We start from the raw sequence: 21,752 nt of genomic DNA, 5'->3' as shown, positions 1-21,752 counted from the left end.
TATGGCTGACTTTCATTTTATTCGCCCGTTCTGGCTACTCGCCATTATTGTCTTATTTTTCATGTTGTACTTGCTCAAAAAACTACGTGTTAAACAATCGGGTTGGCAACAACTTTTACCCGCACATCTATCGAAAGTACTTGTGCAAGGTAACAGTAAAGCAAAATCGAGCTCATTAGCACTCCCTTTTATTATTGGTTTACTCTCAATATTAGCCATGGCGGGGCCGAGTTGGCAAAAATTACCTCAACCAGTTTATCAAGTAGCACAAGGCTCAGTGCTAATCATGGACATGTCATATTCTATGTATTCAACCGACGTTGTGCCCAACCGATTAACACGTGCGCGCTACAAAGCTATCGATTTACTCGATAATATTAAAGAAGGTGAAATCGGACTTATCGCTTATGCTGGCGATGCTTTTAGCATTAGTCCATTAACTGACGATAGCAATAATATAAAATTACTTTTACCGTCTTTAAGCCCAGAGTTAATGCCGGTGCTTGGTAGCAACCCATTTGCAGCACTATCGTTGGCTAATGAAATGCTAATTAATGCAGGCCATAACGATGGAGATATATATTGGTTTACCGATGGTATCGATAATATAGATATTCAAGATATAACCCAATGGTCGCGTGAACACCCTTACCGCCTCAATATTCTTGGCGTGGGTACAAAAACCGGTGCGCCAATAAAACTCAGTAATGGCGAGTTAATGAAAGACGACAATGGCGCGATTATTGTGCCTAAATTAACGGTACAAGCATTACGAGGTTTGGCAAAGCGAGGCAGAGGAAACTACACCACCCTTACCCATGACAACAAAGATATTGAGCGACTTACCTACAAGCCTCTCGTTAATGATACTGACAACACTAAAGAAAGTGAAAATACTGGCGATCAATGGCAAGAGTTCGGGCCCTATTTACTCTTGTTAATTCTGCCACTGCTATTAGGCTACTTTCGACGTGGTGCCTTAATGGTTACATTGCCGTTTGCCCTAATGTTAATACCTAATAACAATGCGTATGCCGATATTTGGCAAGATCTATTCAAAACTAAAGACCAGCAAGGTCAAACGCATTTTAATAACGAGCAATATCAGCAAGCAGCAGAAGAATTTAAAAACCCTTTGTGGCAAGGCAGCGCACATTACAAAGCGGGTAATTACGAAAAAGCCTTATCGGCATTTCAACAAGAAAGCACCGCAGATGCGCTATACAACCAAGGTAATACACTAGCAAAATTACAAAAAATTGACGAAGCAATAGCGGCTTATGATAAAGCATTACAGCAGGATCCAAATTTAGAAGATGCAAAAAGTAATAAAGCTATTCTTGAGCAATTAAAAAAACAGCAAGAGAATCAAGAACAACAATCAGGTGACGATCAACAACAAGACAAAGATCAAGAGCAACAAGATCAAGATGGTGATAGTCAAGAAAGTGACAATCAAGAAAACCAAAGTCAAAGCGATGAAAGTAAAGAAGGCGAACAGCAACAAGGTGATCAACAAGGTCAGCAAAACTCAGAGCCCAAAGATCAATCGAAGCAAGATGAGTCTGCTGAGCAAGAAAATTCTGAAGAGCAAAAACAACAAGAACAAAATAACAGCGAGCAGCAAGAACAGTCAGATGAACAACAAGCTAACAAGGCGCAACAAGCCGAAGAAGCCGAATTATCTAACGAAGAACAAAGCGCTGAAGCGCAACAACTGGCTGAGCAATTAGCCAAAGAAACCGAACAAAAGCATCAGCAATTGTTGAACAAAGTAACAGACGACCCATACATGTTGCTGAGAAACAAAATGCAATTAGAGTATCAAAAACGAAATCAAGATCGCCGAAATGTAGGAGTTAAGAAAAAGTGGTAAGAATAATAATTTCTTTGTTGGCTATTTCATTATCGTTTCATAGCTACGCGTTAACATCAGTCAGTGCATCGGTAGACAAAAATCCGGTCATGATTAATGAGTCGTTAATACTTACCGTTACTGCCGACGACGATATTGACAGAAACGCATTAGATACTTCCGCGTTGTTAACTGACTTTATAGTTGGCCGAACTTCGGTGAATTCTCAAACAAGTATGGTTAACTTTAATACCACACGTACCACTACATGGAATACGGTATTAATACCTCGTCAATCTGGTGAAATTGTTATTCCTAGGTTCGAGATAGACGGCGTTAAAACCCAAGCGATCAAGCTAAACGTATTAGCGGCTGACAAATCTGTCACTTCAACTCAGCAAGATTTATTTATTACGACGCAAGTATCGGCTACTGAGTTATACGTTCAACAACAAATTACCTTAACAGTAAAGTTGCATTTCGCAGCAGAACTTAAACGCGGTAGTTTAACTGAGCCAACATTAACTGGCGCTAATATTTTACAAATTGGCAAAGATAAAGAATCAGAAAACATTATTAACGGTAAACGTTACCGTATTATTGAACGTATATATGCTATTAGCCCACAAAAAAGTGGTGACGTGATATTAAAGTCGCCCATTTTTTCAGGCGAAATTATGATGCCATCAACTCGACGCTCAAACTTTCTCAGCTTTGCAGATACTAAGCCAGTAAGTGTTATTGGTGATGATATTGCATTAACGATCAAAGCTATTCCAGCTGAAATAACCGGCGCATGGTTACCTAGCGAGTTATTAGCGCTACACCAAGAATGGCAACCAGAGCCAAGTAAATTTAAAGTGGGTGAGCCGATTACACGCACCATTACATTAACAGCAGCTGGACTTTCAGAAGAGCAGTTGCCTGAAATTACTATGGAAGTGCCGCAAGGATTAAAAGTTTATCCTGATCAGCCAGAACTTCACACCGGCCTAAACAATGAGCGACTTGTCAGCCAGAAGGTGATTAATTTTGCTATTGTTGCCAGTCAAGCAGGTGAATACCAGTTACCCGAAATTACCATCCCTTGGTGGAATACAGTCACAAATAAAGCCGAACTCGCAAAAATACCAGGGCAAAAAATCAGCGTATTACCTAATACAGATATAATTCCCGTGACGACACAACAACCACCAAGCGTTAACCTTGAAAACCCAACAGCACCCAAAGTAATAGAAAAGATAGTTATTCAATCTGATAACTTTTTGCAATGGCTATTTCTTGGTCTTTGGCTTTTAACCTTATTGGCTTGGTTTATATCAGCTAAACGAGCTACAAGATCAGTAAAAACAACAAAAGTGTCTGACCCAAAAGTAAATAACGCATATCTTGCCCTATTAGCAGCATGTAAAAAAAATAACGGCGAATTAGCCTTAGCTAACTTACTACCTTGGGCACAATCACAAAGTTCAAACAACGAGTTATTAACCACACTAGATTCAATACATAGCCACTATAAAGATACAGCGCTTTCTAACGCTATTATTGAGTTGCAAAAAAGTTATTATGGGAAAAACCCTAGCCAGTGGTCTGGTAATAACCTAATCGATGCGATACAAAACTTAAATAAGCAAAATAATGTAAAGTTAGTTAACACTGAACTCAGCCTTAATCCATAGGCTAGCGTGTAAATTTACTACAGCAAAAGGAGCTATAGAAAATAGCTCCTTTTAACATTGCTATTTCCACTCAATAATTACCAAAACCTCCCCACTAACTTTCTTCTACATTTCAAGATATAATATATTTATCTAAAAAATATGTATTCGTGTGAAATAAAATGACAAAGCCTCAGGTCTCTTACAACATGGCGACTAAACAAGTTAGATACGAAGCACTCGTTAAAGCATTACATGCAGATTTATATCGGTATGCCTATTGGCTATGCCACGATAAACACATTGCTGAAGACCTAGTGCAAGAAACATTTTTACGTGCATGGCGTGCGCTTGACTCGTTGAAAGACGAAAAAGCGGCAAAGTCATGGTTAATTACTATTCTGCGTAGAGAAAATGCCCGTCGATTTGAGCGAAAGCGATTTGAGATGAGCGAATACGAAGAAGCGACCATCACTGATGTGAAAGCAACCAGCAGTGAACAAGAAATTGAAAACCATTGGTTACGTGAAAAAATAGCTCAAATGCCTGAAGAATACCGTGAACCATTAGTTTTACAGGTAATTGGTGGCTTTAGTGGTGAAGAAATTGCCACCATGTTGTCATTAAACAAAAATACTGTGATGACACGATTATTTCGTGCTCGCAATCAATTGAAAGAGGCCGTAGACGACGAGCCAAAATTGAGAGGTCTACACAATGGATGATTTGCAATTTAGACGTAGCATCTTAGCCGATCCCAAAAGTCGTGACGATGCAATATATGCCGCCATAAAAAATGATCCGGCAAAGCAAAAGTTTGTTCAAGAAACTGAGCACTTAGATAATAAAATTGCACAGGCAATGAATATACCTGTGCCTGACGATTTAGTTAACAAGTTAATTTTACGTCAAACGTTAGCTAGCCATCAGCAACAAAAAAGTAAAACCCGTGTGCGTTTAGCCATGGCTGCTTCTGTAGCACTAGTAATGGGGTTAACAGCTAACTTTATGATGTTCTCTAGCACTTATAAAAATTTAGCTGATTATGCTATTGCCCATGTTAATTATGAAGCAAAGCATTTTTCTAACACTGCAGAGCCAACAGTTACCTTAGCATCATTGAATGAAAAAATGGCCGTATTTAAAGGCAGTTTTGATAGTACCTTTGGTACACTCATTTTTGCTGACTATTGTCGTTTTGACGGTAATAAAAGTCTGCACTTAGTTTTTCAAGGTCAATCAAGCCCGGTTAATGTTTTCATTTTACCCGATGATAAAGATCTTGAGTTTGTCGCTAATTTTGAAGATGCCAAATTACGCGGTAAGTCTTTACACTTTAATCACTCGAATATTGTTGTGGTTGGAGATAAAAACGAACCTATAAAACAATGGCAAGAACGAGTTAATAAAAATATTACTTGGTCAATTTAGTGATTAACTACTTGATATCATAAAGCTGTATTTACTATAAAACTTGCGTTTAGCACAATCAAAAAAGCCATGACAATGTCATGGCTTTTTTATGGATAGTCAAAGCTTCATTTATTATTGATTTAGTGCTTGGCAGCAACTTGATCAAATAATGCTTCTATCTCTGGTTGCTCTTTTGTCGTCATTTTACTCACCGTTACAATTGCAATACTTGCCACAATAAAGCCAGGTACAATTTCATACATAACCGAACTGAGAGACTGGCCATTAATGGTAATCGGCGCATAAATCCATATTAATACAGTAATAGCGCCTGTTAACATACCGGCTAACGCGCCATGACGATTCATTTTCTTCCAATATAGACTCATAATAACTAAAGGTCCAAATGCTGCACCGAATCCGGCCCAAGCATTACTTACCAAAGTTAATATTGAACTATCTCGATCATAAGCAAGAAAAATAGCCACAAGTGCTACCGCTGCTACCGATACACGCCCGACTAAAACAAGTTGCTTTTCACTAGCATCTTTATTTAAAAACGCTTGGTAGAAGTCACCTGTTAACGAACTAGACGTCACTAACAACTGTGAAGAAATGGTACTCATAATTGCCGCTAATATCGCAGCAAGTAAGAAACCAGCAATAAGTGGATGAAAAAGTACTTGTCCCAATAAAATAAATATTGTTTCAGCATCGTTTACGGCTAAACCTGTTTTAGCAACATAAGCTACGCCAGCAAAACCTGTTGCCATAGCGCCAAATAACGCAACTATCATCCAACTCATGCCTATTCTTCTTGCCGTTGGTAAATCATCTACCGAGCGAATAGCCATAAAACGCACAATAATATGCGGTTGACCAAAATAGCCAAGTCCCCAAGCCATAGCAGATATAATAGCAATAAGACTGACGCCACTAAAAAAATCTAAAAACTCAGGATTTAATTGCTCAATGGTGGTCAGCATTGCATCTGTACCTCCAACATCTGATATTGCTACAACAGGCACCAGCACCAAAGCAACAAACATAATACAGCCTTGAACAAAGTCAGTCATACTTACCGCTAAGAAACCACCAAACAGCGTGTAAAGCACAACAACGCCTGCGGTTACATAGAGACCAACTTCATAACTTAACCCGAATGAACTTTCAAACAGCTTCCCGCCAGCAACAATACCTGAAGAGGTATAAAGCGTAAAAAACAAAATAATAACGATTGAGGAAGTAATACGAAGTGCGCGAGAACTATCAGCAAAGCGATTTTCAAAAAAGTCTGGCAAGGTAATAGAGTCATTTGCCATTTCGGTATAGGTTCTTAATCTTGGTGCAACAATGAGATAATTTAAATACGCGCCAAGGATTAAACCGAGTGAAATCCAAACACTACTCAAACCTACTGTATACATAAGTCCAGGAACGCCCATCAGCATCCAACCACTCATGTCTGAAGCCCCAGCAGATAAGGCTGTTACCCCAGGGCCTAAACTACGGCCTCCCAACATAAAACCAGAAACGTCACTGGTTGACTTTTTAAACGCATATAAACCTATTCCTAACATTACAGCAAAATATAGTGCCAATGAAATCATTGTTCCTATAGCCATTTAACCTCCAAAAAAAATTCTACCCATCGAACTGTGTTATTTTTAACTTAACAAGTACTGACCCGATTGGCATTAAAACTGTTCAAAAAATAACATTTTGTTAATCAATTGAACGTGAACAACAATAATATGCTTACTTAATAGCTGTTTCCATGTTTTTTCGTGAGTATTCACAAATATATGTGTTATAACTAAGAAAGCTAATGTGCAAATCTATTTTGCCGAACAATAATACTAAGTTAAAATAAAAAAATTATCTGTTATAACATCGGATTAATTAGGAATTTGTATGTACTTTTATGCAGCTAGGCAACCCATCCTAGATATAGATAAAAACCTATTTGCCTATGAGCTTTTATTTCGCGACAGTATAATTAATGTCTTCCCTGACATTGATGGTGACGAAGCAACGACAAAAATGATCGAAGCCAGTAATTTCAACCTTGGCATCAGTGAATTTACAGGGAATAAACCTGCTTTTATCAATTTTACTTTAGAAACCCTAATTAAAGGCTACCCTGAAACCTTAACTACTGAAGAGTTAGTAGTAGAAATACTAGAAACGGTAAAGCCGGGTAAAAAATTATTATCAATATGTAAAGACTTGCATGAAAAAGGCTATACCATCGCACTCGATGATTATATTCATCAGCCTGTTTGGCAACACTTTTATCCCTTTATACATATAATTAAAATCGATTGGCAAGACACTACATTAGAAATTATAAAAGAAGTAAAAGCCGCTATTGTAGATTTTCCACATATAAAGCTTTTAGCAGAAAAAGTTGAAACTTATGAGCAATATAACCAAGCATTAGAGCTAGGTTTTGTGCTATTTCAAGGTTTTTTCTTCGCCAAGCCTGAAATGGTAAAGACTAAAAATTTATCACCATCGCAAATTGCCATGGCAGAATTACTTTATGAAACATCAAAAACAGAAGTAGATTTAGCCAGTATTACCGCAGTTTTCGAACATGACGTGACGTTATCATATAAATTATTACGTTACGCAAATTCTGCGATTTTCAAACGTAGAACTGAAATCTCAACAATAAAGCAAGCACTAGTAACATTAGGCTCTGCTGAATTAAAACGTTTTCTTGGTTTAATGTTTGCAGCAAATATTAACCCCGAAAAACCGTCTGAACTTATCAATGCAGCAATGGCTCGTGCAAAGTTTTGTGATCTAACGGCTAAAGACGTTAAGTCACCTATAGACCAAGCTATTGCCTTTTTAACTGGCTTACTGTCATTAATTGATGCCATTGTAGATGAAGATTTAGAAAGCATTCTAACTAAGCTACCACTTGCTCAAGAAATAAAAGACACCTTGTTAACGCGCGAAGGTGATATGGCCGCTTTAATTATGTTAGCAGAGTTTATTGAGCGCGCTGAGTGGTCAAAAACATCCGTAATAATGAAAAGACTTGGTTTAGAGAAAGCTAGCGTACTTCAACATTATAATGAAGCCATTGCTTGGGCTGATGAACAAACCATGGCCAACTATTAATTAGTTAAAACCCATTCTTAAAGTACCAAACTAAAAAAACCTAATATGAGAATATTAGGTTTTTTGTTTTTATCGCATTTTTATCGATTGGACTAGAGTCCATCAATGCTATTAATCATCTAAACCATCAAATTGACAAAATAGATGCAGGCCGACGCCAAGTGTTAACTATTCAAAACCATTAGGATTTTGTGACTGCCAGCGCCAAGTATCAGTGATCATAGTTGCTAAATCACGCTTTGCATGCCAATTCAGTAAGGTGTTAGCAACATTAGCATCAGCATAAACCGTGGCAATATCTCCAGCGCGTCGTGGCGCAATATTATAAGGAATATCTTGTCCTGAAATCTCTTTAAACGTGTTAACTATTTCTAAAACTGACGTGCCATTACCTGTACCTAAATTAATCGGTACACAGCCTTTAATTTCGCTTAACTTCTCAAGCGCTTTAACATGGCCTTGGGCTAAATCAACAACATGAATATAGTCTCTAACGCCTGTACCATCAGTTGTTGGATAATCATCACCAAAAATTTGCAACTGGGCTAATCGGCCAACGGCAACTTGTGATACATAAGGTAATAAATTATTGGGAATACCATTAGGATTTTCACCAATCAAGCCAGAATCATGCGCGCCAATCGGATTAAAATAACGTAAACAAGCAATAGACCATTGCTCATCACTTCGGGCTAAATCAAACAAAATATTCTCTATCATGAGTTTGGTTTGGCCGTAAGGATTAGTCGCTGACGTTGGCATAGTTTCATCAAGTGGCGAAGGGTTATTTTCACCATAAACCGTTGCTGATGAACTAAACACCAAGTTTTTCACGTTTTGCTCAGACATAACTTGTAAAAGCGTTACCGAACCAGAAACATTATTATGATAATAACTTAGCGGTATTTCACTCGACTCACCAACAGCCTTTAAACCAGCAAAGTGAACAACCGCTTCAATATTATGTTGCTGAAAAACGTTTGTTAATGCTTGGTGATCACATATATCTGCCTGAATAAATGTCACCGACTTACCTGTTATTTGTTTAATACGGTCAAGTACTAACGTAGAAGAATTCGATAAGTTATCAACAATAACAATATCTTTATCTAGCGCGAGCAATTCAACAACCGTGTGGCTACCAATAAAACCCGTACCACCTGTGATCAACAAACTCATGTTTAATTCCTTATAAGATTTATTCAGCCAATTTTTTAAAAAGCATTATCTTTTATTGGTAATATTTTGACACTAACGCAATGAACTTACCAAGTTTTTCTTTCGGTAATTCATTGATCCCTGCGGCAGCTGCCCTACCACCACCGGTGTCAAACTGAGCGCATAATTCACCAGCACCTATTTTATTATTTATAGGTGCACGCAAGCTCACTGTATAAGTATTATCAATATTTAACGTGAAAACTGCATGGGCTTTATTTGGGTTGAGGTTGGCCAACTCATTACCATAAACTCCACTTACACGGCGAGACCAAGCGGCATCTTCAAGTTCAATAACCTGCAATGCAGAATCGTCATGTAAAACCTTTGCTTGTTTAGCTTGGGTCATATCACTTAAGTAAGCTTGTTCAAGTAAGGTAAATATTGAATCAGCTTCATTGACTAAGGTGAATGGGTCGGGGTAATTAAGTAGCGTGTTAAATAAAGTATCAGGCGCAATGTGTAAGTCTTCAACGCTTCGACCGTAGCCATTGTAGTTAATATAAATGCCTAACGCTTTTAATTGTGCTTGTTCTTGAGCTGATAAACCCGCTTGCTGTGATAGTTGCTCAGCGGCTTGTAACATATTATCACCAAATGCCGCGACAATAGCCCAAAGCGCATATTGGCCCGCTAAATGTTGATTGACCAACAAACTGGTGCAAGTGTTAGCATCGGTATCAATAAGTTCAGTTAAGTACTCAGAGTTTGGCACTAAGCCGGTACGATGATGATCAACATAAAATACTTCAACTTTTTTCGCCAGCAACCCTGCTAATGCCGCAATATTTTTTTCCATCGATATATCTAACACGGTAACCGACGTTGCAAGATTCACCGGTACTTGCTGTAATAATTGAATATCGCGTTTAACGCCTGTGATCAGTTTTGAAACCTTAGGCTCAGCTAAACGTAATTGTAGTAGCGCGATAATGCCATCTGCATCACCATTAAAAACATCATAATGCACGCAAAACCTCCTTTAAATAAAACCATGTTCAAATAAGTAATCAACGACTTGCTGTGCACATTGCTCAATACTTTTATCACTAGTATCAATATGAATCGCAGGGTTTTCAGGTGCTTCGTAAGTTGAGTCTATACCGGTAAAGTCTTTAATCTCTCCAGCGCGAGCTTTCTTATATAGCCCTTTAGGGTCTCGTTGCTCACAAATGGCAATCGGAGTATCAATAAATACTTCAATAAACTCGCCAGCGCCAAGTTTCTTCGCCGCTATTTCACGATCGGCGGCAAAAGGCGAAATAAAGGCGGTTGAAACAATTAGCCCTGCATCAACAAACAATTGCGCTACTTCACTAATACGGCGAATATTTTCAATTCTGTCTTCATCGCTAAAGCCTAAATCACCATTTAAGCCATGGCGAACATTATCACCATCAAGTAAATAACTATGACAGTCACGTTGAAATAATAAAGCGTCTACGGCATTAGCGATGGTAGATTTACCTGAGCCACTCAGGCCGGTGTACCATAATAAACAAGCTTTTTGCTTTTTCAATTCAGCTCGTTGCGTTTTACTCACTTGTTGAGTGTGCCAAACAGTATTTTCAGTTTTCATATTATTCCATCTTAAAAAGGAAATATTTGTGGTAACAACATTAACACCACAAAACTATAAGTAAGCGTTATCGGCCAACCAAATTTAATAAAATCAGCGACTTTATAATTACCGGCATTAAACACCATAATATTAGTTTGATATCCGTAAGGACTGATAAAGCTTCCACTCGCACCAAATGCAACCGCCATCACTAAAGGTAAAGGGTTAACGCCTAAGCCAATGGCAATATTATAAGCGACTGGGAATACCAAAGCAGCAGCGGCACTATTAGTAATAACCTCAGTCAATAACAAGGTAATAAAGAAAATCACAACTAAAGCAATTAACGCACTTTTTCCTGCCAATAATTGTTCGATCTCATTGGCAAAAATAGCTGCGACACCGCTATGTTCAAAAGCTTGTGCCAACGTTAAGGCGCCTAACACAATTAACCAAATTTCAATTGGGAAGCGACGTTTAATTTCATTCACGGTTAAACAGCCTGATAAAATAAGCAACGCTAGATAAAACATTAAACTCGCCAGTAAACTTATGCTGGTAAACATGGTCAATGCAATGGCAATTATAAAGCCAAAAATAGCTAACGAGTCACGCCAACCTGACAGCATATTGTCAGGTTTATGACCTGATAGAATATAAAAGTTTTTTGTTAAGTTTGTTCGAGCACAAAAATCAGAACCAACCGCCAACACTAAAAAGTCGCCCGCTTGTACCGTAATATCACCAAGTTTACCTGAAAGCGATGTACCTTCTCGACGAATAGCAACCACAGCCGCATCAAATCTCGCTCGAAAACCTGCAGATTTTAAGGTTTCACCAACAATAGCAGAATCAGGTTTAATTAATACTTCAGTTAAGTTCTCACGCAGTAAACCATCAAGCTGAGCAAATAAAGTAAGCCCATCAAATTGCTGTAGTACTAATACCTTACTAACGTCACCACTAAAGATAAGTCTGTCTTCAGGTTGAATAACCTCATCAGGCGTTACTGGTGAAATAAGTCTACCTTCACGCACTAACTCAACTAAGAATAGTGTATCTAAATTTCTTAAACCATTGGCTTCTATGCTCTTTCCAACAAGTTTAGAGTTTGGTTTTACCTGTGCTTCAACAAGATATTCTTTTACCTCTAACTGATCACTTGGCATATCAGCTAAGGTATTTTGACGTAGCAATATAACCAATAAGCACGCAACAAGTGCAGCACCACCGACAAGTGTAAAATCAAAAAAACCTAAACTTTCTTGGCCTTGCTCAAGCCATAAAGAGTTAACAATTAAGTTAGTCGACGTACCAATTAAGGTTAAGGTGCCACCGAGAATAGCAGCGAATGATAAGGGTAATAATAATTTACCGGGGTTAACGACGGTATTTTTTTTAACTACCGAAATTAAGGTAGCAACAACAGCGGTATTACTAATTAATGCTGAGCTTAAAGCGGTAAAACTGAGGGTTCTAAAACTGGCTGTAGTCGTCTTGCCATTGAGCATTAATGCCGAAATACGTCTTATAATACTGGTGCGTTCATAAGCAAAAGAACATAACACTAATAATAATAAAGTAACTAAACCAGGATTAACGGCATTACTAAGAATATCATCGGTGCTGACAAATGATGCCGCTAAACACAATAATGTCGTACTACCAAAAACACGTTCAGGTTTATTAGGAAAAAAAACCAGCCCGATAAGTGTTAATGCAAATATTGCAACAAGTAGCCACTGCGTTAACAACATAATGTAAACCTAACCCTGACTAAATAAATTTGTGTACATAAACAACTATTTTAAAATAGCTGTTAGTAAAATAAAGCCTCTCAAACTAGACTATTTGTTTTACTAACAGCTGATAACTAGGTACTTATAGCTAAAGAATAACTAAAAGTACTTATTACTATTTCAATAAATCGCGCGCGCCCCAATGTGGGAAGTGCTTACGAACTAAAGTATTCAACTCTTGCTCAAATGCTGAGTACTGATGCTCTTCTTGAGCTTCAAGCGCTCCGTTTATCATGCCCGCACCAACTGTAACATTACTCAATCGGTCGATGATAATAAAAGCACCTGTTGCCTTGTTATCGCCATAAGCATCAAAGTGTAATGCTTCAGAAACTTCCATATGCACAACACCAATTTCATTCAATGCTAATTGGTCAACATCAAACTTTTCTAGCGTATTAACGTCGATACGGTGATCAATTTTTATAGCATGACCAGTCGTTAGCTTACTACCGTGCTTAATATAATATTCACGGCCTGGCTCTAATTCGTCTTCATGCATCCAAACAATAGTAGCACTTAACTCTTTTGCTGATGCTGGAAGACAGCCTTTCTTAACTATCATTTCACCGCGGCTGATATCTATTTCATTTTCAAGCGTTAAAGTAACAGCCATTCCATGATCAGCACGATCAATTTCACCTTCAAAAGTAACAATTGATTTTATCTTGCTTTCTTTACCTGATGGTAGTGCAACTATTTCATCACCAACACGAATATGGCCAGAGCCAACGGTGCCAGCAAAACCTCTGAAATCTAAGTTTGGTCGGTTAACATACTGCACTTGCAAGCGAAACTGTGTGAAGTTCTTTTTGTCATCAACTTTAATCGTATTTAATAACTTCATTAAAGTGGCACCCGGGTACCAAGACATTTTGCTACTTTCTTCAACCACATTATCGCCATTTAAGGCTGAAATTGGCACAAAGCGAACATCTTCAAAAGCTAAGTCGTCAGCAAATTTACGATAATCTTTTTTGATTTCTTGATAACGGTCTTGGCTATAATCAACCAAGTCCATTTTGTTAACAGCAACTAAAACATGTTTAATGCCTAACAATGAACAAATAAATGAATGACGACGAGTTTGTACTTGCACACCGTGGCGAGCATCAATCAAAATAATAGCGAGATCACAAGTTGAAGCGCCTGTTGCCATATTTCGCGTATATTGCTCATGGCCAGGAGTATCAGCAATAATAAACTTACGTTTATCGGTCGCAAAATAACGATAAGCCACATCAATAGTAATGCCCTGCTCTCGCTCTGACTGTAAGCCGTCAACTAACAAAGCTAAGTCAATGGCTTCACCAGTAGTGCCCGACTTTTTACTGTCGTTTTTAATTGCCGCTAATTGATCTTCAAAGATCATTTTAGAATCGTGAAGTAAACGACCAATTAAGGTACTTTTACCATCATCAACGCTACCACAAGTAAAAAAGCGCACCATTTCTTTATTTTCATGCTGTTTCAAATAAGCTTCAATATCTGTTTCAAGTAAGTCTTCTGTCTGACTCATGTTTTTTCCTTGGAAATCTTTACTCGACAAATTGTCGATTTAGTTAAAATGCTAATACCGTTAAATAAACTGGAATAAGATCAATAATGTAGGTTAAAAGTAACCTTCCATTTTTTTCTTCTCCATTGAGCCTGATGAGTCGTGATCAATAACACGGCCTTGTCGCTCAGAGGTTTTGGTTAATAGCATTTCTTGAATAATTTCAGGTAACGTAGCTGCTGTTGACTCAACTGCACCAGTTAATGGGTAGCAACCTAAGGTTCTAAAGCGCACACTTTTCATTTGTACTACTTCATCTTTACCAATAGGCATACGCTCGTCATCAACCATAATTAAGCTGCCGTCACGCTCAACTACTGGGCGTTTTTCAGCTAAATAAAGTGGCACAATTTTAATACCTTCTAGATAGATATATTGCCAAATATCAAGTTCGGTCCAGTTCGACAACGGAAATACGCGAATACTTTCGCCTTTATTAACTTTACCGTTGTATATATTCCAAAGCTCAGGACGTTGGCTTTTAGGATCCCAACGATGATTTTTATCACGAAATGAATACACTCGCTCTTTAGCACGAGATTTTTCTTCATCACGACGTGCGCCACCAAATGCAGCGTCAAAACCATATTGGTCAAGCGCTTGTTTTAATCCTTGGGTTTTCATTATGTCAGTATGCTTAGCACTACCGTGTTCAAAAGGACTAATATTCATGGCAATGCCTTCTGGATTTTTATGTACCAGTAAGTCAAAACCATACTCTTTAGCCATTTTGTCACGAAATTCAATCATTTCTTTGAATTTCCAGTTGGTATCAACATGTAATAGCGGAAAAGGTATTTTTCCAGGTGCAAAGGCTTTTCGGGCAAGGTGAAGTAGAACGGCGGAATCCTTCCCAACCGAGTAAAGCATCACAGGATTATCAAATTCTGCGGCAACTTCTCGAATAATGTGAATAGATTCGGCTTCTAGCTTTTGTAAATGGGTTAAATGCATTGCTGTTCACTAATGGTGGCATAATATTATTGAGTAATATAATGCCACAGCCTTACGGCCTTATCCATATAAGTAAAAGCTTGTTTATATCAAAAAGGTATAACCAACAAAATCATATACTGTAAAGTTTAAAATTAAACTTTATCTAAGTTATCTTTATAGCGACGAATTAGCGCCAGCGATGATGAAGAAAGCTTTTCACTTTCAATGTCAGCCATTGGCTGTGCCATAACGCTTAGTACTTCATTGCCTAACTGTTTGCCTAATTCAACACCCCATTGGTCGTATGAATTAACCTGCCATAAAACGCCTTGAACAAAAATTTTATGCTCATAAAGCGCCAATAAAGCGCCAAGTGAATGAGGGTCTAACCTTTCCATCAAAATAGTATTACTGGGGGTATTACCTTTCATGGTTTTATGCGCAGCCAATCTATTTGCTTCGGCCTCACTTGCGCCAGCCTTTAGTAACTCAGCTTTTGCCTGTGCTAGCGTTTTACCTTGCATTAGCGCTTCACTTTGAGCGAAGCAATTCGCTACTAAAGCATCATGATTCGCTAAATGTTCGCTCGTAGGCGCCATAGAAAGAATAAAGTCAGTAGGGATTATATCGGCACTTTGATGCATTAATTGCATAAAAGCATGCTGACCGTTTGTACCTTCTTGACCAAAAACCACTGGCGCGGTTAAGTAATTAAGCGTTTTCCCCTCAATAGAAACCGATTTACCATTACTTTCCATATCAGTTTGTTGCAAGTAACCTGGCAAAGCTCTCAGTGCATGGTTGTAAGGCAAAATTGCTAAGCTTGGGTAGCCTAAGCCATTTCGATTCCAAATACCCAACAAGGCCATGATCACAGGCATATTTTGCTCAAACGTTGCATGTTTAAAATGCTCGTCCATCGCATGTGCACCCGCCTTTAAAGCGTTAAAATGCGCATTACCAATAATCAAAGCGAGTGGCAAACCAACCGCTGACCATAAAGAGAATCGACCTCCGACCCAATCCCACATTGGCAAGATATTTTCCGCATCGATGCCAAATGCTGTTGCCGCCGCAATATTCGTACTCACTGCATACCAGTGCTGAGCAATAATGTCTGCAGATGAATAATGGGTATCATTTAAAGCGTTAAGCATCCAAGCTTTAACAATGGTGGCATTAAGCAATGTTTCTTGAGTAGAGAAAGTTTTAGAAATAACTACCACGAGAGTGGTTGAGGCGTTCAGTTTTGCAAATTTTTCTTGTGCTGCATCACCGTCAACATTGGCAAGCACATGTGCTTTTAAACCTTTTTGATGATAAGGAACCAGTGCCGACAAGGCCACTTTAACGCCATAATATGAGCCACCAATACCTATAGCAAGAATATCAGTAAACTTTTCACCGGTGACCGAATTAACCCTGCCTGACTGCACGTCATCAACAATCGCCGCCATTTTAGCTTCGGTATCAATAACCGCTTGCGCTTGCTCACCTAAAACATCAACTTTCATCTCATCAGGTGCACGCAATACGGTATGCAATACCGCACGTTGTTCGGTAGAATTTAATTCATCACCAGCAAACTGTGCTGATATTTTATCGGCAAGTCCAACTTGTTCAGCTAAGTTAAATAATGGCGTAAACTCGCAATCAACAATATTTTGTTTGGCATAATCTAAGAATAAACCCGCTGCAGAAACAGAGTAGTTATTACTCCGATCAGGGTCGGTAAATAGTGAAAAAATATTTCGAGTTATTGCCTGTTCAGTGAACTGCGATAAATTAGTTACGTCCATATACTTATGCTTCCAAAAAATGACTTAAAATTAACGTTGTTGCTAGCTGTCATCTATCATTTTCTTGTAACTGAAAGTTTATAAATTATCGATGACAGCTTTATCTTGTCTGAAAGTTTATTGTTTAATTAACTGCTTCAAATATTCAGTAAACTCTTCCGCCAATTCAGGATGGCGCATGCCATATTCAACATTGGCTTTCATATAACCTAGCTTAGAACCACAATCGTGTGATCTGCCTGTCATGTGAAATGCTTCAACAGTTTCTTTTTCCATTAGCATCGCAATGGCATCAGTTAGTTGAATTTCGTCACCGGCACCAGGTGGAGTAAGTTTTAACAAGTCCCAAATCTTTTCAGACAACACATAACGACCCACTACCGCTAAATTAGACGGAGCTTCTTCAACTGGAGGTTTTTCAACAATCGCAGTCATAGGTTGAGACTCACCAGGCGATAGCTCAACACCGCCGCAATCAACCACACCATAACTGCTCACTTGTTCCATAGGAACAGGCTCAACCATAATTTGGCTGTAACCACCGACTTCGTTGTAACGGCTTAACATGGCTGCCAAATTTTCAGTTTTTAAATTTGCCGTAGCATCATCTAAAATCACATCAGGTAACACTACAACAAAAGGTTCATTACCAATAATAGGGCGAGCTTTTAATACCGCATGACCTAAACCTTTTGCTTCGCCTTGGCGAACATGCAATATGGTAACGTCTTTCGGGCAAATCGCTTGAATTTCATCAAGTAACTGTCGCTTAACACGCTTTTCTAAAGTTGTTTCAAGCTCAAAAGATTTATCAAAATGATTTTCAATGGCGTTTTTAGAAGAATGTGTAACTAAAACAATTTCTTTAATACCTGCAGAAATACATTCATTAACAATATATTGGATAAGGGGTTTATCAACAATCGGAAGCATTTCTTTTGGAATAGCTTTAGTTGCTGGTAACATCCGAGTTCCTAAACCAGCAACAGGTATTACCGCTTTTGTGATTTTATTTGGCATTTTTGTCCTTATTGGCAACTTTTAATTCATTGTATGGATTGTTTAAGTGCTTGTCATGACATTTATAAGTGAAAAATTTTAAGCTATATTGTCTAGACAATTAAACCATTAAATCGTTTATAAACGCCTTCAAACTATTACTCAAGATATTACCTAAAACTAAACTCAGCTCAAACTTACAACAGCTCACTATATTAAATCAGTAAACATACTTATAACAACTCAATAATTTAATATAAAAAAGGTCGGAAATCCGACCTTTTAATGGTAACAATTATATATATTTCAGTTGTTTTTAGCTATGGGTAAAATTTATGAGTATTGCTCTGCTATCCAGTTCTGATAAGAGCCATCCATAACACTTTGCCACCAAGCTTCATTATTTAAATACCAAGCAACGGTTTTAGCAATGCCTGTTTCAAATGACTCTTTTGGCTGGTAATTCAGCTCATTATTAGTTTTAGTCGCATCAATAGCATAACGACGGTCATGACCAAGTCTGTCTTTCACGTAAGTAATAAGTGACTCAGTGTTCTGCGTCATTGCCGCTTTAGCTGCAGGAAAACGCGTAGCTAAATCTTTATTTTTAACAAACTCTTGTTCAACCAATTTTGAAATGGTTTTAACAATATCAATATTTGCCCATTCATTATCGCCGCCAATATTGTAATTTTCACCCACGCGACCATTTTGTAATACTAAGTCAATACCATAGGCATGGTCTTCAACGTATAACCAATCACGAATTTGTTGACCATCACCGTATATTGGTAAGGCTTTATCATGCAAAATATTAGTAATAACTAAAGGAATAAGCTTTTCAGGAAAATGAAACGGCCCATAGTTATTTGAACAATTACTAGTAGTAACATTTAAACCATAAGTATGATGATAAGCACGCACTAAATGATCACTAGCCGCTTTACTCGCCGAATAAGGTGAATTAGGCGCATAAGCTGTATCTTCGGTAAAAGCAGGGTCAGTAGGTGAAAGCGTACCATAAACTTCATCTGTAGAAACATGATGAAAACGATGCCCTTCAACAATACTTTCGCCATCTAACCACACTTTTTTAGCCGCTTTAAGTAAGCTATAAGTACCCATGATATTAGTTTCAATAAACGCATCAGGGCCAGTAATAGAACGATCTACATGCGACTCAGCTGCAAAATGCACTAAGGTATCAATACTATGTTCAACCAGTAAGGTTTCAATTAACGCTTGGTCACAAATGTTACCATGTACAAAAGTAAAGTTATCTTCATCTTTTACACTGTCTAAATTAGCAATGTTTCCCGCGTAAGTTAGTGCGTCAAGTACCACAACTTTATCGGCTGAATATTTTTCCATCCAATAATGAACAAAGTTAGCGCCAATAAAACCTGCACCACCTGTAACTAATAATTTTTTCATAAAAATCTCGAATTAATAATATAATTTAACTATGCTTCGCGCTCATCTTTTAACGCTGTCATCATATCTGTTAGCTGTTCTTGCCAATGCATTAACGAAAGTTCAGGCAAAGCGTTAACTAAACTCGCTTTATTTAACACACTGTAATGTGGTCGCTGGGCAGGTGTTGGGTATTGTGCAGTTGTAATAGGTTTTATCAGAATTTTTTTATCTAATAAACCCAATTCTAGTCCAATGTTTTGAATTGCTACAGCAAAATCAAACCAACTAGCCACACCAGTATCAGTATAATGATGAACGCCAACCACTTGGCTATGTAAACTGGCAATACAAGCTTGTGCCAAACCTTTAGCATAAGTTGGCGTACCAATTTGATCACTAATCACACCCAACTCAGGTTTAGATGCCATCAAATTAAGCATCGTTTTTACAAAGTTATTACCGTGCGTTGAATATACCCAAGACGTGCGAATAATAACACTTCGCTCAGGGTAAATATTGGCAATTAACTGTTCACCTTGCGCTTTACTCGCACCATAAACACCTAACGGGTTTATTTCATCACTGGGTAAATAAGGCGAACCTTTATCACCATGAAAAACAAAGTCTGTTGAAATATGCACAAATGGCACTGACAGTGCTTTGCACGCTTGTGCTAAATTCCCCACAGCCATTGCATTTAACGCAAAGGCATTTGCAACATCGCCTTCAGCTTTATCAACTGCGGTGTAGGCTGAAGCATTAATAACACCTAAGGCGTTATGCTGTTTTAAACTGCTAATTAATGATGAAACATCTTGCAAATCAACATCATCACGGCCTAAGCAAACAACTTCTTGTTCAGGTGTTGAAAGTTGACTTAATTCCCAAGCGAGTTGGCCAGATTTTCCAATAACGATTATTTTCATTGTGTTGTGATCTGTCATTATCTATTTATTTATATTTAGCAAAGTATTTATTTAAATGCAGGTGCATCTTTAAACAATAAACCGACTTCATCTTTTGCTGATAACGAAGGTTTATCGCCATCGCGAAGCGGCCATTGAATATTTAACGCTGGATCGTTCCATAACAACGACACTTCATGCTCGGGTGCATAATAGTCGGTGCATTTATAAACGAACTCTGCTGAGTCACTCATGACATAAAAGCCATGCGCAAAACCTTCTGGCACCCACAACTGACGTTTATTTTCGCCAGAAAGTACTACGCCTACATGTTGACCATAAGTAGGTGACGATTTACGCATATCAACCGCAACATCATAAACTTCACCAGACGTAACCCGAACCAATTTGCCTTGGGTATTTTTCAGTTGATAATGTAAACCACGTAATATGCCATGACTCGATTTACTATGATTGTCTTGCACAAAGGTACGATCTGAACATTGTGAAGTAAATTCATCAACACGAAAGGTTTCCATAAAAAAACCACGTTCGTCACCAAACACATTCGGTTCAATTATTTTAACATCCGCAATAGCGGTATCAATGTATTGCATTAAAATACACGCTCTTCAATCAGTTTTATTAAATATTCGCCGTAACCGCTTTTACGTAAAGGTTGTGCAATTTCACGTAGCTTTGATTCACTTAACCAGCCATTACGATATGCCACTTCTTCAGGGCAATTAACTTTTAAACCTTGTCGTTTATCAATAGTAGCGATAAATTGTGCCGCTGCGAGTAAATCATCGTGAGTCCCCGTATCAAGCCAAGCAGTACCACGTCCCATAATCTCAACTTTTAACTCGCCTGCTTTTAAATATTGATCAATTACATCAGTAATTTCTAATTCACCACGAGGCGAAGGCTTAACATTTTTAGCGAATTCAACCACACGTGAATCAAAAAAGTACAAACCAGGAACCGCATAGTTTGACTTTGGTTCAACAGGCTTTTCTTCAATCGAAATTGCCGTACCACTATCATCAAATGCAACCACACCGTATGAACGAGGGTTTGAAACATGATAACCAAAAACCGTACCTCCAGTTTCTTGCGAATTGGCATTTTGCAGCGACTTAGTTAAATCATGCCCATAGAACATGTTATCACCAAGCACTAGTGCAGCAGGGGCTCCATCAAGAAATTCTTCAGCAAGGATGAAAGCTTGCGCTAAACCATCTGGGCTAGGTTGTTCTTTATAAGAGATTGAAACACCGAAGTTTTCGCCATTGCCGAGTAAATCTTCAAATCGATTAATTTCTTCAGGAGTCGAAATAATCAGTATTTCCCTAATACCTGCCTGCATTAACGTAGCAAGGGGATAGTAAACCATTGGTTTATCGTACACTGGCATCAATTGCTTACTAACTACTTTGGTTAGCGGGTAGAGGCGAGTGCCGCTGCCACCAGCTAAAATAATTCCTTTTCTTTTCATTG

At 38.2% G+C, this 21,752-nt stretch carries 18 protein-coding genes; 5 read left to right on the top strand and 13 right to left on the bottom strand.

The features are described 5' to 3' along the window. The first annotated feature begins 1 nt into the window (after nucleotide 1). The 4 genes from DBO93_RS03880 (at nucleotide 2) to DBO93_RS03865 (ending at nucleotide 4,944) form a co-directional block, all read left to right on the top strand. Nucleotides 2-1,876: a VWA domain-containing protein gene (locus DBO93_RS03880; protein WP_108455153.1), complete on the top strand. Its 1,875-nt coding sequence runs from the start codon at nucleotides 2-4 to the stop codon at nucleotides 1,874-1,876. Beyond that, nucleotides 1,870-3,534: a BatD family protein gene (locus DBO93_RS03875; RefSeq protein ID WP_239059105.1), complete on the top strand. Its 1,665-nt coding sequence runs from the start codon at nucleotides 1,870-1,872 to the stop codon at nucleotides 3,532-3,534. The genes DBO93_RS03880 and DBO93_RS03875 overlap by 7 nt, the downstream gene beginning before the upstream one ends. A 188-nt stretch (nucleotides 3,535-3,722) precedes the next feature. Further along, nucleotides 3,723-4,238, top strand: coding sequence for a sigma-70 family RNA polymerase sigma factor (locus tag DBO93_RS03870; protein WP_239059171.1), 516 nt, complete (start codon nucleotides 3,723-3,725; stop codon nucleotides 4,236-4,238). Beyond that, nucleotides 4,231-4,944 carry a DUF3379 family protein gene (locus DBO93_RS03865; protein WP_108455151.1) on the top strand — a complete coding sequence of 238 codons (714 nt, stop codon included), beginning with the start codon at nucleotides 4,231-4,233 and terminating at the stop codon, nucleotides 4,942-4,944. Before DBO93_RS03870 ends, DBO93_RS03865 begins: the two co-directional genes overlap by 8 nt. 122 nt (nucleotides 4,945-5,066) lie before the next feature. Here DBO93_RS03865 and putP read toward each other — a convergent pair whose 3' ends face one another. Further along, nucleotides 5,067-6,551, bottom strand: coding sequence for a sodium/proline symporter PutP (gene putP / locus DBO93_RS03860; protein WP_108455150.1), 1,485 nt, complete (start codon nucleotides 6,549-6,551; stop codon nucleotides 5,067-5,069). A gap of 289 nt (nucleotides 6,552-6,840) precedes the next feature. Between putP and DBO93_RS03855 the strand changes: the two genes are divergently transcribed. Continuing rightward, on the top strand, nucleotides 6,841-8,061 hold the full coding sequence (locus DBO93_RS03855; RefSeq protein WP_108455149.1) for an HDOD domain-containing protein: 1,221 nt from the start codon (nucleotides 6,841-6,843) through the stop codon (nucleotides 8,059-8,061). Nucleotides 8,062-8,229: 168 nt separating this feature from the next. On the opposite strand, the gene galE is transcribed toward DBO93_RS03855, so the two are convergent. The 12 genes from galE to rfbA all read right to left on the bottom strand — a co-directional run bounded on the left by galE (nucleotide 8,230) and on the right by rfbA (nucleotide 21,750). After that, nucleotides 8,230-9,240: a UDP-glucose 4-epimerase GalE gene (gene galE / locus DBO93_RS03850; RefSeq protein WP_108455148.1), complete on the bottom strand. Its 1,011-nt coding sequence runs from the start codon at nucleotides 9,238-9,240 to the stop codon at nucleotides 8,230-8,232. Between the two features lie 52 nt (nucleotides 9,241-9,292). After that, on the bottom strand, nucleotides 9,293-10,249 hold the full coding sequence (locus tag DBO93_RS03845; RefSeq protein ID WP_108455147.1) for a DHHA1 domain-containing protein: 957 nt from the start codon (nucleotides 10,247-10,249) through the stop codon (nucleotides 9,293-9,295). A 12-nt stretch (nucleotides 10,250-10,261) separates the two neighbouring features. Then, complete coding sequence (gene cysC, locus DBO93_RS03840) at nucleotides 10,262-10,858, bottom strand: adenylyl-sulfate kinase (protein ID WP_108455146.1); 597 nt, start codon at nucleotides 10,856-10,858, stop codon at nucleotides 10,262-10,264. Between the two features lie 11 nt (nucleotides 10,859-10,869). Continuing rightward, entirely contained in the window at nucleotides 10,870-12,597 is a 1,728-nt protein-coding gene (locus tag DBO93_RS03835) for an SLC13 family permease (protein ID WP_108455145.1), read from the bottom strand. Between the two features lie 157 nt (nucleotides 12,598-12,754). Beyond that, nucleotides 12,755-14,158, bottom strand: a complete 1,404-nt coding sequence (cysN, locus tag DBO93_RS03830) for a sulfate adenylyltransferase subunit CysN (protein ID WP_108455144.1) — start codon at nucleotides 14,156-14,158, stop codon at nucleotides 12,755-12,757. 93 nt (nucleotides 14,159-14,251) lie between these two features. After that, a complete protein-coding gene (gene cysD / locus DBO93_RS03825; RefSeq protein ID WP_108455143.1) occupies nucleotides 14,252-15,151 on the bottom strand; it encodes a sulfate adenylyltransferase subunit CysD in 900 nt (299 codons plus the stop codon). A gap of 134 nt (nucleotides 15,152-15,285) precedes the next feature. Then, nucleotides 15,286-16,932 (bottom strand): glucose-6-phosphate isomerase, encoded by a 1,647-nt coding sequence (gene pgi / locus DBO93_RS03820; RefSeq protein ID WP_108455142.1) that lies wholly within the window; start codon nucleotides 16,930-16,932, stop codon nucleotides 15,286-15,288. Nucleotides 16,933-17,049: 117 nt separating this feature from the next. Continuing rightward, complete coding sequence (gene galU / locus DBO93_RS03815; RefSeq protein ID WP_108455141.1) at nucleotides 17,050-17,952, bottom strand: UTP--glucose-1-phosphate uridylyltransferase GalU; 903 nt, start codon at nucleotides 17,950-17,952, stop codon at nucleotides 17,050-17,052. Between the two features lie 312 nt (nucleotides 17,953-18,264). Further along, complete coding sequence (rfbB, locus tag DBO93_RS03810; protein ID WP_108455140.1) at nucleotides 18,265-19,365, bottom strand: dTDP-glucose 4,6-dehydratase; 1,101 nt, start codon at nucleotides 19,363-19,365, stop codon at nucleotides 18,265-18,267. Between the two features lie 29 nt (nucleotides 19,366-19,394). Next, nucleotides 19,395-20,291 (bottom strand): dTDP-4-dehydrorhamnose reductase, encoded by an 897-nt coding sequence (gene rfbD / locus DBO93_RS03805; RefSeq protein ID WP_108455139.1) that lies wholly within the window; start codon nucleotides 20,289-20,291, stop codon nucleotides 19,395-19,397. Between the two features lie 29 nt (nucleotides 20,292-20,320). Next, nucleotides 20,321-20,869, bottom strand: a complete 549-nt coding sequence (gene rfbC / locus DBO93_RS03800; RefSeq protein WP_108455138.1) for a dTDP-4-dehydrorhamnose 3,5-epimerase — start codon at nucleotides 20,867-20,869, stop codon at nucleotides 20,321-20,323. Beyond that, nucleotides 20,869-21,750, bottom strand: a complete 882-nt coding sequence (gene rfbA / locus DBO93_RS03795) for a glucose-1-phosphate thymidylyltransferase RfbA (protein WP_108455137.1) — start codon at nucleotides 21,748-21,750, stop codon at nucleotides 20,869-20,871. The genes rfbC and rfbA overlap by 1 nt, the downstream gene beginning before the upstream one ends. Between the last annotated feature and the right edge of the window lie 2 nt (nucleotides 21,751-21,752).

The organism is Colwellia sp. Arc7-D, from assembly GCF_003061515.1.
GTDB lineage: Bacteria > Pseudomonadota > Gammaproteobacteria > Enterobacterales > Alteromonadaceae > Cognaticolwellia.
Note: the sequence above shows the minus strand (reverse complement) of the source record. Positions and strands in the feature narration are given on the sequence as shown.